The following is a 13,954-nucleotide window of genomic DNA, read 5'->3' as shown; positions in this document are numbered from 1 at the left end:
GGCGAGTGGTTTAGCGGGGTGCGACATGGATTAATAATACCATCACCAGTAAACTATTTCAAGGACAGTGCACTAGCGCCTCTTTGCGACATTCATTTACAACCGCATCAACATCCTTTGGTGTGAGTGGAAAATGGGGATCCATTAGATTGTGGTTGACGTTACGCATAATAAAATTCATTGCTGCCGCACTAACCACTTCACCGTGGAACGTCGATGTGTAGAGCGAGAAGTTGCGGTTGATATATCCCGCCTGGATAAGCTTGTACAAGAGTCCCTCTCCTAGGCACTTAACTGCCACACTATCGAGCGACTGCTTTTCCCCCTTATACATAACAAGAAGATCCCAACGCCCCATGAGTTCGCCAAGATCAGCTCTACGCAAAAACTCAATTTCCTTGCTATTTTTGTTTATAACTTCATCTAGCGAAGCCTGATCCGTCACGTGCCAACTGTTAATATCAACAAAATCACCCAATTGATCCGCAAGATAACTCCGAGAGAATGAAAGATTCTCAAATGGACGTCCCTCGGCATACCATTCCAATACAGGGTCCCCGGGAAGAGTGACGAAAGTCTTCCAGAACTGCATACTTCGGAGGTCGTCAACGACTTCGCCATCTAACTCAAATACGCCAGTTTTATTTAGATCCTGATAGCCGACAGGAATAGCCGCCCGGTTCATATACTCTAATAAGCGTTGCCCCATCTGATCACAAAAAGCACTCATTTCGTCGAGCGGCTTGCGCTGTTGAAGTTCTTGTCGCGTCCGCTCAATCCGCTCGATACTCTCCGTTACTAAGTCACGGCTAATCTTGTAAAGTTCATCGAGCTTACTCGTGCCGAACCGGATATTCTCAAAGTCTGTCAGATGAGTGCTCTTGTAAAGCATCATGGCAAAAAGCTCTGTGTCACTTAGATCAAGGTCTTCCCCTTGGCCTGAGAAGATCCGGTCACGAAAAACGATAAACTCGTTACGAACGTTCTTGAGCAATCTCATATCAGGGACATATCGGGATGCCAGATCGAGCAATCTCTGATCGATATTATGTTCAATCTGCCCCATCAGCTGGGTTGCTAGATCCCGGGCATTGTGATGAGTGATGAATGGCACCACTGGAATCACGAGATCAAAGAATTTAGTTCGATTGGCACGCACCGCCTCCGCAAGAGCTGAATCCTCAGTTGCAGGTGCACTCGTTTCAAAATCGCGGCCTTCTTCTTCCAACCAAATTCGATCAAAGATACTGTCCCTGATGGCGTAAATGAAGCGTACTGGCTCCTTGATCTGAGGTGAGGTGTTTAACAAATTATTGAGAGTGCGTAGTGTCTCAAAGATGTGCGAATCGTTGAATCTATCAATATCTTCAAAGATCACAACATCACGATCCGATGCCTCAAAGAAGTAGACGATCTCATCAAGGTACTGATCGAAATAAGAAACAGACGTATCGTCAAGAGTGACCGTCGCGGCCCCTGCTGTGAATTGCTTGATGCGAAGCTTCCCATAACAAAGTCGACGAGTACTTAGCACCACTCCAGTAGCTACAGTCCAGACTCCCAAATGCACCCAAGCTTTTAAACCAACCAGTGCAGGAATGGCCGAAACTATTTTGGACGTCCACCCGGTCAGTAGAAAGATAATGGCAACAACGAAACCTAATAGTGCGGCAATGCCAGCTTCTCTCCACCAGTGGAAAGCCTCTATACGGCGAAATCGTGAAGCTGGAGTCTTCCGAGGATCCTCCCGATAGAGGAGCTGTTTAACGATCTCCTTTTGGATCCGGTTGGTTGGGGTAAGCGCCTGAGGGGGTACCTCCACATCATCCTTCGAGACTTTCACGGGAGCGAGCGTTGATAGCGAGAGCTCGACGACACGACCGTCAAGACGCCGCCCGAGTTCACGCAAAATGCTGCTCTTTCCAACACCATAGTTCCCCGATAGCGCGATATTGCGGATAGCTCTGTTTTCCAGAGCATTCTCAAGTGCCTCAACGTAGACGCCATGCTCAGCTTCAAGATATTCCGGCGTAAGCGGAATCAAGTTCCAGGGCTGCTTAGCGGGCTCCCGCTTAGCTGAATCACTCGCAGCAGAAGCTTGCTGGGCTGATTTCTGATCGGCTTCGCTCATCCCTATGAGGCCCCCTTAGCAAAACGCACTTCGTAGGTCAACGCACAACCCAGCACCGGGCACCATAAAAGCCAAACCTAACGAACAAGCATGATCGTCCCAGCGTTTAGGCAAGCGTTGTCTTATGGATCATGATAACTAATCGAAATTATCACCTAAACGCGAAACTTCCGTGATGCGCAGGCTGGCACATCCGGAACTGGCACCTCCCACCCGATAAGAGGGAACATGAATTCTCTCAACCTAGACCGAGAAGCTAATCTTCCAGTTCAAGTGAACGCACAACCTCGTCAAAAGGTATAAGGCGTTCTTTACCGGACTCAATATCCGCCCAAGCGCTCTCCGCTTCGACAACATCAACGACATCTTCGATAGCTTCCTGCGCCGCAACGGTCACATAATCGCCCGCAAGCTCGGCAGCGCGCTCACGGGTTTCATCAACGCTACTCACACCCATAGGCCAACCCTACTGCCTGGTCCACTCTTGGGGAAGTTTTAGCTAAGAGCACTGCTGCCGCTACTCCCCACGCACCACCTGGCGCACGCGCGCGTACTGATCGAGCACCTCTCGTGCCGGAGCAACGCAATGCTTCTCCACCACCGCGCTCAGCTCCTTATTCACCGCGCGCTGGTAGGCCCGCGCCCGGGCAGCTGCGCTGCGGCGTCGTGCCCACCATCCCAGGGCGAAACCGCACAGCACCGCAACCACGGCGCCAAGAGCCGCCGCCCACCACGGCGCCACCGCCGCGACGCCCGCACCAACGCACGCCGCGGCAAGCAGCACCCCGGCGAGCACGCCGCCCAGCAGCGCCCCGCGCCCACCGCCCCGCACCGGAACGGCGCGCAAAGCCCCACCAATGGCGCGGCGCAGAGACGCGGCGTCGCTCACCCGCTCGTCCACCCGGCGCGCCCACAAACGGGGCAGGCCGCTGCTCGCGTGCGCGAGCCAGGCTTCCCGGTGCGCGTCTACCACCGTGGCGGCGGGCTGCTCGGGCGGCGCCACGGCGCGGGCATGCCAGCCCACCCCGGCAATCGCCTCGGCCACCGCCGGCACCCCGGAGGCCACCGACAGCCCGCGCGCGATCTCCTCGGCCTTCTCCGCCTCCAGCGCCACCGGCGCGGCCTCAAGGCCCTCCCCCAGGCGCGCCCCGATCTCGTCAAGATACGCAGCGGTGGTTTCGAGTGCGGCATTCGTGAGCCCGGCCGCCTTCTCCAGGGCGTCGCGCAGCGGCTCCAGCCCGCGCCGTCGCAGCGCTGAGACCGGGAAAATCGGGACGCTATCGGCAATGCCGTCCGCGCGCAGCAGCTTGCGGATATCCGCGGTGATGGCCTCCGTGCCGCCCTCCGGGAGGGTATCGATCTGGTTGAGGACCACGATCATGCGGTCGGCGCGTTCGCGCATCGCCGCGATATAGGAATCGTGGATGAGGTGATCAGCGTATTTTTGCGGGTCGAGCACCCACACCAGCACGTCCACGAGCGGCAAAATCCGATTGACGAGCGCCGAATTACCCAGGCTCACCGAGTCGTGATCGGGCAGGTCAAGGAGCACCAGGGAATCAAGATCGCGCTGGGAGGTATTGAGCAACGAATTATGGGAAATGGTGCGCTCCGTTTTCACGCCGAGGGCCTCCAGCACGGGGCGGGCCGCCGCGGACCACACGCAAGCCGTGATATCCATGGTGGTAGGCCGCACGTCCCCCGCGTCCGCGAAATTGAGCTCGGTGAGCGCATTGAACAGCGTGGACTTCCCCGAACCGGTGCCGCCCGCGAGCGCCGCCACCGTCAGGCCGAGCCCCGCCTCCAGACGCCCGGAAATCTCCTCCAGTTCCCGTTCGGCCCGCTGCAGCACATACGGATCGAACAGATCTTTTCCTTGAGCGACGACGCCGCGCAGCTGCTCCAAGCGCGCGGTCACGGTGGCTGTGTCCATGAGCTTCTTCCCTTCCTCCACTAGAACCTGTCTTTAAATTCGACGGCGCGCAGCCGGAGCGTGCGCCCCGAGCCGAGCTCGACATCCCCGAGCTGGCTGAGGAATACCTCCGTGACTTCGGTGAGGGCACCGTCGAGGAGCCGGGCGAGTTCTTCGCGGGCCTCGCGCACCGCCCCGCCCCGGTAGAGTCCTTCGGCCAGCGGGCGCGCCCCGTTCACTCCCCCCGCTGCGGCCCCGAGCACCGCGGCCATCCCGGCGGTGCCGAACCAGCGGTTGGGCGGGGCGGCGGTGGCGGCGCCCTTGAGGTAGCTCATCCAGGCGGAGAAGGCGCGGAAACGGATGGCATCCAGGTCGAGGGCGGTGCGGGCCTGTGCCGCAAGTTCGCGGGTGTCAATAACCCCGCCGGCCCAGGCGGTGAGAATTGTCTCGGCGACCTCGCTGAGCTGCTGGGTGAGGGTGACGTCCGCGGCGGTGCGCACCGCTTCGAAGACGGTGGTCATGGCGGCGTCGCGGGCCCCGGTGCGCCCGCGCGCGCCCAGGCCGGGGCTGGTGGCCGGGTTGATACCGGCCAGCGGCCCGCCGCTCGATGCTGCGGAAAGCCAGGCGGTGGTGGGGGCCCCGGCACCGAAGCGGCCGCTGAGGGCGGCTTTGCGCAGGGCCTCGCGCGGGGCGGTGGCGGATTGCTCCACCACGGAGCGCAGGTGTTCCACGGCTTCGGCCTGCATTTCCACCGCGGCGGCGATGTGTTCCAGGCGTTCGCCCATATGCGGGAACATGGCGGCATCCGCGCGGGTGATGAGCGCCTGGCCGAAGCCGGTTTCGGACATGGATTCGAGCCACTGGCGCAGCTCGGCCACGCTGGCAGGAGGAAGGAGCCCTGCGGTGGGTCCGTTATCGGCCACGATGAGGAGCGGGGAGTCGCCCAGCCCGGAGCTTTCCATACGGCGCGCCAGGTCCGCGCGCACCGTGGGCGTGGCGCTGGCCGGGACTCGGTTGAGTACCACCGCGGTGGTCACCCCGCGCCCGTGCGCATCGGTGAGCACCGACCAGGCGGTGGCATCCCCGTAGCGGGACGCCGTGGTCACAAAAATCCACAGGTCGGCGCTATTGAGGAGGGTGCGGGCCAAGGCGCGGTTATCGGCATCCACGGAATCAAGATCGGGGGCGTCTACCAGCACCAGCCCGGGGATTGCCCCGGCGCTTTCGCGCACCTCGGCCAGGGTGGTGAGCACGTGGCCTTCCAGGAGCGGGGCGTCTTCCGGGTGCACGGCGATCACCGGGGTGCGGGTGGTGGGGCGCAGCACCGAGGCGGCGGAGAGTTCTTCCCCGAAAAGCGAATTGAAGAGGGTGGATTTCCCGGCCCCCGAGGAGCCGCCGAGCACCACCACCGCCGGGGTGGCTTCCCGTTCCATCCGCGGGAGCACCCGGTTTTTTAGCTGGGTGATGAGCTGGGTGCGCTCGGCTTCGATATCGCGCGAGCCGGGTAGGGCAAGGGGAAAGCGCGCTTTATCGAGCGCGTCGATAGTGCGAGCGATGAGACGAGGAACATCACGATATTGAGCCACCCCTCTATTGTTCACTATTTTGACGCGGGCGCGTAGTTTTAACCGCGCCGCCGATTCGGGTACATTAAGAGCGCCGCTTCTGCGCAACGTGATCGTTCTTTCCGCATCGTGATAGTTCATTGCGAATTGTGAAAGTTCGTTACATATTGTGCGGGCGCACGCCAGGCCCCTGTAGCTCAGTGGATAGAGCACCGGACTTCTAATCCGTTGGTCGAAGGTTCGAATCCTTTCGGGGGCGCTCGTGGATTGAACAGCTCCGTGGCGGAGTGACGGCCTGCCAGCTGGCGGCGTCGTCGTACCATCCCTTCCCCACGCGGACCGCACGCGCCCGCCCGCGCGCGTGTGCTTAGAATGGAGGGGTGAGTTACCACGATCTGAACGATCCGATTGTCTGGATCGATTGCGAAATGACAGGCTTGGATCCCCGCGTTGATGAGCTGGTGGAGATTTCCGTTGTTGTGACGGACGGTGACCTCCAGCCGGTGGACGCGGGCATCGATATTATTATTAAGCCCTCCGATGCGGCGGTCGCGCAGATGAATGATTTTGTGCGCGATATGCATACCTCGTCCGGTCTCATTAAGGAATGGGAGACCGGGGTGAGCGTGGCCGAGGCGCAGCGCCAGGTGCTTGCTTATCTCAAGGAGCGGGTGCCGGAGGGCAAGGCGCCGCTGGGCGGTAATTCGGTGGGGACCGATAAGACGTTCCTCATCGAATACATGCCTGAGCTGGTCGATTACCTCCACTATCGCATTATTGACGTCTCCTCCATTAAGGAGCTGACGAAGCGCTGGTACCCGAAGGCGTATTTTGTGTCGCCGGAGAAGTTCGGGCACCACCGGGCGCTCGGTGACATTTACGATTCCATCGATGAGCTGCGCTATTACCGCGCGGTGCTCTTCCCGGAAAGCGTGGAGACCGAGGCCGCCCAGCAGGCTGCCCGCAGCGTGGAAGGCGAAACGAAGCGGCTGGCGGCGGGCGATGCCGCGGCCGGCGAAACCGCGGCCGGAGATAGCAGCGCTACCAGCACCGCGCCGCAGAACGAAACCGACGCCGACGCTACCGGTACCGCAACCGCCAGCACCGCCGCAGCCACCGAATAATTACGCGTCCACACCTTCCCCGATGAAGCCGCCAATGGCGCGCAGCTCGGGCAGGTGCGGATTCCGGCACGAATGCGCCGGGCACAGATCGAACCACGGGCCCATCTCAGTGAGGTGGGCCCGCTGCGCGCGCGGGCGCCCCTCCAGGCGCTCCTCCACCAGGTCCGCCAGCCCAGCCACGAAAGCCGGATGCTCTTCCGGGGTGGCTACCCGCGCGAAAGCCAGGCCGCATTGCTGCGCCGTGGCCCGCGCCTCATTATCGAGATCCCACAGCACTTCCATATGATCGGACACAAAACCGATAGGAACGACGACGACGGCCCGCCGCCCGCGCCCCGGCAGCGTTTCAATAACATCATTAATATCCGGTTCCAACCACGGAATATGCGGCGGGCCGGAACGCGACTGGAAGACCATCTGCCAGCTCAGGTGCGCCCCCACCTGCTCCTCCACCGCGGCGCGGATAGCATCGCGTACCGCTTCGTGCTGGCGCAGGTAGAGCCCGCCGCCCAGCTCGGGCGGGCCGGAGAGCTCATTGGCGCGGTTGGGAATGGAATGGGTGGTGAAGAGGACTTCGATCTCCTCAGCGGCAAAACCGCGTTCCCGCATCTGGGTGTAGGCAGCCGCCAGGCCATCAATAAAGGGCACCACGAAACCGGGATGATCGAAGAATTCCCGCAGTTTATCCACCCGCATATCCTCGGGGATCTGCGCGTATTCGAGCGCGTCCGCGAAATCCTCCCGGTACTGGCGGCAGGAGGAATATCCCGAATACGCCGAGGTCGGCACCGCCAGCAGGGTGCGGTGGCCATCCTCGTACGCTTCGCGCACCACTTCCCAAATATAGGGCTCCCAATTGCGGTTGCCCCAGTAGACGGGAATATTGTGGCCGCGCCGGGCGAGCTCACTTTCCAGGCGGGCACGCAGCGCCGCGTTTTGCCCGTTGATCGGCGAGCTGCCCCCGTTGAGGCGGTAGTGCACCGCCACTTCTTCGAGGCGGTCATCCGGGATGCCGCGCCCCGCCGTGACATTGCGCAGGAAGGGCAGCACGTCCTCCTGGCCGTTGGGCCCGCCGAAAGAGGCGAGCACGATGGCATCGTAAGCGGTCGGTTCGCTCACCCAGTGCTCCCCGCGCGCGGCGGCGTGCTGCACCGCGGGGCTTCCCGCGAGAATATGCTCGCCCGGGGCGCGGGTGATGCGCGTGGCACGCGGAGCTTTCCGTTCGGCCACCAGGGCGGCGCTGGTCTGTTGGCTTTGGTAGTCCATGAATCTCCTGTGTAAGCGCTGCTTATCCGTGAACACTGCTTATTGCGCGAGCGCTGTTTACTCGGTGACGGTGCGTCACCGATCCTTCTCCGTAAATGCCGTTTACGGCGTAAACACCGTTTAGGCTTCGTAGCGCAGAATCTTGGCGAGCTCGCTGGTTTCGCACCGCCGCCCGAAGAAGAAGGGCGTTTCGTGCTTCATCCAGCGCCGCGCCTGGGTGTAGCGCATGGCGCGCATGAGATCCACAATCTGGGTGGGATCTTCGGCTTCAAAGGCGAGCATCCACTCGTAATTCGACATCCCGAAGCACGCCACCGTATTGGCAAGAATCCCCTCAAATTTCGAGGCCGCCATACCGTGTTCGCGCAAGTGGACGGCGCGTTCTTTGCCGTCCATGAGGTACCAATCGGCGTGCCGCACGAAGGGGTAGGTGCACAGCCAGGTCAGCGGCTTATCGCCCACCAGGAAAGCCGGCGCGTGCATGCGGTTGAATTCCGCGGCCACGTGCACGCCGGGAACCTGCCAGGTCACGTCGAGGTTTTCAAACAGCGGCGTGGTGCGCAGATCACGCATGAAATCCTGGAGCGGGGCGAGGTCCTTCCCGTGCACCCACACCATAAGATCGGCATGCTCATGCAAATTGGACAGATCGTAGAAGCCACGCAAGGTAACGTCCGGATGCGCGGCAATAACGTCATCAATGCGCGCCGTGGCATTCGAAAGATCCGCGGGGGCCGGGCTGCCGGCCGGGCGATGAACAACTGTGTAAATCGTGTATTCGGTATCAGGATGGTGGTCGCCGCCGGAGACGCTCCAGTTCGGTTCCACATCTGCGGGTCGTTGAGTCATGTTCCCCATCGTACTGTCTCCTAAGTCTTTCGTCACTTGACACGCGCAGAAAAACTGTATCAGATTTCGGAGACTGCCGATTTTCGCCCGGCGCGGCGCGGGTGGCTCCCCTCCAGTATCGCCGAGTTTCGATGCGAAAGACGATTATTTTGCGGGGCGCCGCACACGTGGGTGTCGCCATCTTGGTACGACGACGCCGCCCCGTTCCCACTCCCCAACCCGCAAGCACTGTTCACGTGGCGCGCGGCTGCGCCCTGAGTTTGAGCGCCGGCATCGCACGGGCTTAGCGTATTAGTTCTCCGCCCGCGCCTCGTACTGGCGCACCCCGGAACTCACCCCGGCGAAGCGGAAGGGCGCGGTGGTCTGGGGCGGCGTCAAAAAATCAGCGGAATCCGTGCGCAGGGCGCCGTGCAAAACGCGGTAGGTGGGGAAATCGATGGGTTCGCGCGCGGCCAGCATCGCGGCTACGCCTTCCGCATCCGCCTCGGTTTCCCGCAGTCGTTCGCGGTAGCCGGCCACCGGGATGCCGGTGAAGAATTCCGCCACCGCTCCCGAGCCGTAGGAGAAGAGCCCGATGGGGGTATCGGTCAGATCACCCGGGTCGGTGCCGAGCAGGGAAAGGATGCCGATATAGAGGGCTGCCGTATAGGAATTACCTATCTGGCGCCCGTAGGTGAGGCCGCTTTCGATCACCTCATCGCCGCGCGGGTCGCCCGTGTGGGCCATGAGGCGGGCGTGGGCTTTGCGGGCCATTTTCCCGAAGGGCTGGTGGTGAACGAAACGAGCCAGTTGAGCTGCGGGGATGCCGCCCTGGGCGAGGTAATCATCATAGGCTCCAGTGAGGGCATCCATATAGGCGTCCATGGAGAGGTGGCCGTCCACCAGCGGGGTGCTGGAATCATTCGGGCGCCAGAAGTCATTAATATCCGCGGTGTAAACGCCGCTCACCGCGGGGATGGTGAGGAGGCGTGGCTCCGCGCTCACCAGGAAAGCCACGGCGCCGGCGCCCTGGGTGGGTTCGCCAGCTCCGCCCGCCGCGTACCGGGCAATATCAGCGGCGATCACCAGCACTTTTTCTTTGGGGTGGCGCGCCACAATACCGAGAGCGCTCTGGAGCGCCGCGGTCCCCCCGTAGCAGGCTTCTTTCATTTCCACGGTGCGCATGTGGTGCGGCAGCCCGAGGAGTGCGTGCAGGAAAACCCCGGCGGATTTCGACTGATCCACCCCGGATTCGGTGGCGAAGATGACGGTGCGGATTCCCTCCGTGCCGGTGGCGGCCAGCAGGCGGGCCCCGGCCTGGGCTCCCAGGGTGACGGCGTCCTCATCGAGGGCCGGGATGCTCATATGCTCTTGGCCGAGCCCCACGTGATATTTACCCACGGGCACGTCCAGGGCTTCCGCCATATCCCCGAGCGGCAGGCAGTAATGCGAGGTGGCGCAGGCCAGTGCGTCAATGCCGATATTCACTTAGTCCTCCTCACCACGTGAGTGCTGTTGACCGGTAGAGCCGCCGGGCTGCCCTACCGGAACACCGTTCACGGAAACACTGTTCACAGAAGCACTGTTGGCCGGCGCGGGTGCCCCGCCGCGTTCAAATTTACGGTGTGCGTGCATGAGCTCACCCGGATTGGTTTGCGCAGCCAGCAGGGATAGCTCCCCGCACAGCACGGTGGCGGCAATCATGGCTGCCAGGCGCCGGGAATTCTCCCCGGCCGGCCGGCTGCGATCCGCCAGATCCATGCGCTCCATCACCGCTTCAATTCCGGGCAGGTCCTTGCCATTGCCCACCGTCCCCACGATGAGATGCGGAAGGGTGCAAGACACATAAAGCCCGCCTTCGCGTTCTTCCACGTGGGTGAAACCCTGGGAGCCTTCCACGATATTGGCGGCGTCCTGCCCGGTGGCCAGGTAGACCGCCAGCAGCATATTGGCATAGTGGGCATTCGCTGACCGCACCGCCCCGGCCAGCGTGGAGCCCACCCAGTTCTTGCGGTAATTCAATTCGGCAATCCGGTGCGCATCACTGCGCAGCCGCTTGGCGATCACCTCATCCGGAATGAAAATATCGGCGATGGTGCGCCGCCCGCGCCCCAAAATACCATTGACGGCGGAGGGTTTCTTATCAATGCAGTAATTGCCGGAAATGGAGCCGTAGTCCAACTCCGGGCACACCGCCAATATCGCACCCATGAGAGCTTCGGCGGCCTGGGTGGTCATATTGTGGCCCGAAGCATCCCCGGTGGAAAATTCGAAGCGCACAAAAAGTAAATTCCCCACCACTTCGGGGTGGATATCCAGCAGGCGCGCGAAGCGCGACTGCCCGGCTACCACTCGCTCCCACTCGGAGCGCCGCGCCGCGATTTCGGTGACGGCGCAGAGAGCCGCCACGGCGTCGTCGGCAATAAAAAGCACGGAACGGGACATGCGCTCATCGGCCACGCACACGCGGATGCCGCCCTCCACCATGCGCGAGACGTCCGCGCCGCGGTTGCACGAAGGCCACAGCGGCGTTTCATAGGTGGCGAGCGGGACTTCCACGGCGCCGCTGAGGACGGGGCCGGAAATGTGAATGGGGCCCACCCATTTGGTGGGGATGGGCGTGTGCGAGTCTGGGGTGATTCTCGAGTCAGTCACGCCGCTCAGTCTACCGGCTCAAAGGCGGGGGCCGGCGCGCGGCTCTCCCCCTCCGCCGTCAGCGCACCGTCCTCCGGGCGTTCGAAAACGAAAGTGTTGAGGAAGGCGCGGGCGCGCTCCGAGGCGGGGCGGGTGAAGAAACGCTCGGGACTATCGATTTCCACGATTTTCCCGGCATCCATGAAAACCACGCGGTCCGCGATCGCCCGCGCGAAATTCATTTCGTGGGTGACGAGCAGCATCGTCATCCCGCCGCCGGCCAGCTCGAGGACCACGTCGAGCACCTCGCGCACCATCTCCGGATCCAGCGAGGCGGTGATTTCGTCCAGGAGCAGCACCTCCGGCTCCATCATGAGCGCGCGCACAATCGCCACCCGCTGCTTCTGCCCGCCGGAAAGCTGACTGGGGCGCGCATCGGCGCGGTTCGCCAGCCCGACGCGTTCCAGCAGCGCCAGGGCGCGTTCGCGCGTGGGGCCGGCGGGCGCTTTGCGCACCACTCGCGGGGCCAGGAGCAGATTCTCGAGGACGGACAGGTGCGGGAACAGTTCGTAATTCTGGAAAACCATCCCGATGCGGGCACGCGCCGCGGTCCAGTCCGTGCCCGGTTCCGCGAGGTTCTGCTCGCCGTACGAAATGCTTCCGGATTGGATATCCTCCAGTCCGTTGATGGTGCGCAGTAGCGTAGATTTGCCGCATCCGGATGGGCCGACGACGACAACAACTTCGGAAGGCGCCACCTCAAGCGAGACACCTTGGAGGGCATGCACGCCATTCGGGTAGGTTTTATCGACGTCCACTAAACGCAGCGTTTGTGCATGCCCGGCCGCGCCACGCACAGCGAGCGGGCTGGGGGCGGATGCACCGCCTAAAGCGCTCGGGCTGGGGGCGGATGCGCCGCCTAAAGCGCTCGGGCTGGGGGCAGATGCGGCGCCTAGGGCGTGCGAGCCGAAGGCGAGTTCCGGGTCGAGGGGCTGGGAATATGCCGGGCTTGTCATAGTGCTAGTTTCCTTTCCAAGTGGCGTGAATAGGCTGAGATCGCGTAGCAGACCACGAAGTAAATGAGGAAGACCGCGCCGTAGATCCACAGTGCGGCATCCGGGTAGTCGAAGCGTTCCCGGTCGATAATCGACTGGGCAACTTTGAGGATTTCGATGACGCCGATGAGGGAGACGAGCGCCGTCGTTTTAATCATGCGGGTTGTGAGATTGACGGTGAGGGGAATGAGCTGGCGGATCGCTTGCGGAAGAATCACGTGGCGCTGGAGCTGGCGGGTGGAGAGCCCCAGCGCGCGGGCCGATTCGTATTGGTGGGCGGGGACGGCGGCAATGGCGCCGCGCACCAGGTCCCCCATCTCCGCCGTCCCCCACAGGGTGAAAACGATAATCGCGGCGAGCTCGCCGGACATATCGAGGTGGAAGGTGCGGGTGGAATCGAAGTAGACGATGAAGAGGAGCACCACCTGCGGGATGATGCGCAGCACCTCCACGTAGGCGCGGGTGAGGAAACGGACCAGGCGCGAGCGCGCGTCCATGACCAGGCCCAGGAGTGTGCCACATACAAGGGAAAGCGCCATCGCGATGAGGGCGATGCGCACCGAGACCCACAACCCTTGGAAGAGGAGGGAAAGATTCTCCGGGTCGAGGAGCGGGCGCCAGCCTTCCCCGCCGCTCGTCGGAACGGTGGGCGCGGGTGCGGAGGTGAAGCGAGCGGGCAGGGAGGCGAGTGCTCCGTGCGTCGTCGTAAAATACGCGGATACGGAAGCGAGGGTGGCGTTAGCGAACGGCAGCATAGCGGCGCATCCTCCCTTCCAGCCAGCGCGCCCCGAGGGCGATGGGGAGCAGAATAATCGTGTAGCACACCGTGAGGAGGAGCAGTGCTTCCTGCGTGGTGGATTGCAGGCCCATATGTTCGCGGGCCAGGTACATGAGGTCCGGAACGGCAACCACGTACACCACCGAGGTCTCCTTAATGAGGAAAATAATATTCGCGGTGAGTGCTGGCATCGCCACGGCGACGGCCTGCGGGAGCAGGACCCGGGTGAGGACCTGGCGGCGGGTCAGCCCGAGGGCGAGGGCCGATTCGCGCTGGATGCGCGGCACCGATTCCAAGCCGGACCGGAAAGCTTCCGCCATATAGGAGCCACCCAGGAACGTCAGCCCGATAATCGCGCAGCTTTCCCCGGTGAGGGTGAGGCCGATTTTCGGGAGGCCGAAATAGAGGAAGAAAAGCTGAACAAGGAGCGGGGTATTGCGCGAAAGCTCGACGTAGATGGCCACAAGCTGGCGCGCGATAGGCACCCGGAAATGCGCGAGCGCCGCGCATACCCAGCCGAGGAGGAGGGAGGCGGCCACGCCAATGGCGCCGATGCGGAGCGTGACGAGCATGGCCTGCAGGTACAGGGGCCACGCTTCGCTCAGTACTGATAGATCCATGGAGTCTCCTCGCGTGATGTTCACTCTCCCCCGGCGCGGGC

12 protein-coding genes and 1 tRNA gene are annotated in these 13,954 nt (G+C 62.2%); 2 read left to right on the top strand and 11 right to left on the bottom strand.

What is annotated here, in order from left to right:
- Positions 1-58 precede the first annotated feature (58 nt).
- The 4 genes from ACRQEC_RS08545 to ACRQEC_RS08530 all read right to left on the bottom strand — a co-directional run bounded on the left by ACRQEC_RS08545 (position 59) and on the right by ACRQEC_RS08530 (position 5,629).
- Complete coding sequence (locus tag ACRQEC_RS08545; protein ID WP_284890455.1) at positions 59-2,131, bottom strand: YobI family P-loop NTPase; 2,073 nt, start codon at positions 2,129-2,131, stop codon at positions 59-61.
- Positions 2,132-2,387: 256 nt separating this feature from the next.
- Entirely contained in the window at positions 2,388-2,588 is a 201-nt protein-coding gene (locus tag ACRQEC_RS08540) for a YlcI/YnfO family protein (RefSeq protein ID WP_284890456.1), read from the bottom strand.
- Positions 2,589-2,648: 60 nt separating this feature from the next.
- The gene (locus ACRQEC_RS08535; protein ID WP_284890457.1) at positions 2,649-4,064 is read right to left on the bottom strand and encodes a GTP-binding protein; all 1,416 of its coding nucleotides are present in this window, start codon (positions 4,062-4,064) and stop codon (positions 2,649-2,651) included.
- A 20-nt stretch (positions 4,065-4,084) separates the two neighbouring features.
- Positions 4,085-5,629 (bottom strand): GTPase domain-containing protein, encoded by a 1,545-nt coding sequence (locus ACRQEC_RS08530; protein WP_284890458.1) that lies wholly within the window; start codon positions 5,627-5,629, stop codon positions 4,085-4,087.
- A gap of 165 nt (positions 5,630-5,794) precedes the next feature.
- On the opposite strand from ACRQEC_RS08530, the gene ACRQEC_RS08525 reads away from it, so the two are divergent.
- Together ACRQEC_RS08525 and orn are read left to right on the top strand one after the other, a co-directional pair.
- Positions 5,795-5,867: transfer RNA gene (locus ACRQEC_RS08525), tRNA-Arg, on the top strand.
- 121 nt (positions 5,868-5,988) lie between these two features.
- Positions 5,989-6,732: an oligoribonuclease gene (gene orn / locus ACRQEC_RS08520; RefSeq protein ID WP_407707005.1), complete on the top strand. Its 744-nt coding sequence runs from the start codon at positions 5,989-5,991 to the stop codon at positions 6,730-6,732.
- Here the strand turns inward: orn and ACRQEC_RS08515 are convergent, their stop codons facing one another.
- The 7 genes from ACRQEC_RS08515 to ACRQEC_RS08485 form a co-directional block, all read right to left on the bottom strand.
- On the bottom strand, positions 6,733-7,998 hold the full coding sequence (locus ACRQEC_RS08515; RefSeq protein WP_301575424.1) for a ferrochelatase: 1,266 nt from the start codon (positions 7,996-7,998) through the stop codon (positions 6,733-6,735).
- A gap of 120 nt (positions 7,999-8,118) precedes the next feature.
- Positions 8,119-8,847, bottom strand: coding sequence for a hydrogen peroxide-dependent heme synthase (gene hemQ, locus ACRQEC_RS08510; RefSeq protein ID WP_284890460.1), 729 nt, complete (start codon positions 8,845-8,847; stop codon positions 8,119-8,121).
- Between the two features lie 291 nt (positions 8,848-9,138).
- Positions 9,139-10,314 carry a hydroxymethylglutaryl-CoA synthase gene (locus ACRQEC_RS08505; RefSeq protein ID WP_284890462.1) on the bottom strand — a complete coding sequence of 392 codons (1,176 nt, stop codon included), beginning with the start codon at positions 10,312-10,314 and terminating at the stop codon, positions 9,139-9,141.
- The gene (locus tag ACRQEC_RS08500; protein ID WP_284890463.1) at positions 10,315-11,481 is read right to left on the bottom strand and encodes a hydroxymethylglutaryl-coenzyme A reductase family protein; all 1,167 of its coding nucleotides are present in this window, start codon (positions 11,479-11,481) and stop codon (positions 10,315-10,317) included.
- Between the two features lie 5 nt (positions 11,482-11,486).
- Entirely contained in the window at positions 11,487-12,476 is a 990-nt protein-coding gene (locus tag ACRQEC_RS08495; RefSeq protein ID WP_284890464.1) for an amino acid ABC transporter ATP-binding protein, read from the bottom strand.
- On the bottom strand, positions 12,473-13,270 hold the full coding sequence (locus ACRQEC_RS08490; protein WP_284890465.1) for an amino acid ABC transporter permease: 798 nt from the start codon (positions 13,268-13,270) through the stop codon (positions 12,473-12,475). Before ACRQEC_RS08490 ends, ACRQEC_RS08495 begins: the two co-directional genes overlap by 4 nt.
- Positions 13,254-13,913 (bottom strand): amino acid ABC transporter permease, encoded by a 660-nt coding sequence (locus tag ACRQEC_RS08485; RefSeq protein ID WP_284890466.1) that lies wholly within the window; start codon positions 13,911-13,913, stop codon positions 13,254-13,256. The genes ACRQEC_RS08490 and ACRQEC_RS08485 overlap by 17 nt, the downstream gene beginning before the upstream one ends.
- Positions 13,914-13,954: the final 41 nt, after the last annotated feature.

Origin of the sequence: Actinotignum saccati (assembly GCF_051265055.1) — a bacterium.
GTDB lineage: Bacteria > Actinomycetota > Actinomycetes > Actinomycetales > Actinomycetaceae > Actinotignum.
Note: the sequence above shows the minus strand (reverse complement) of the source record. Positions and strands in the feature narration are given on the sequence as shown.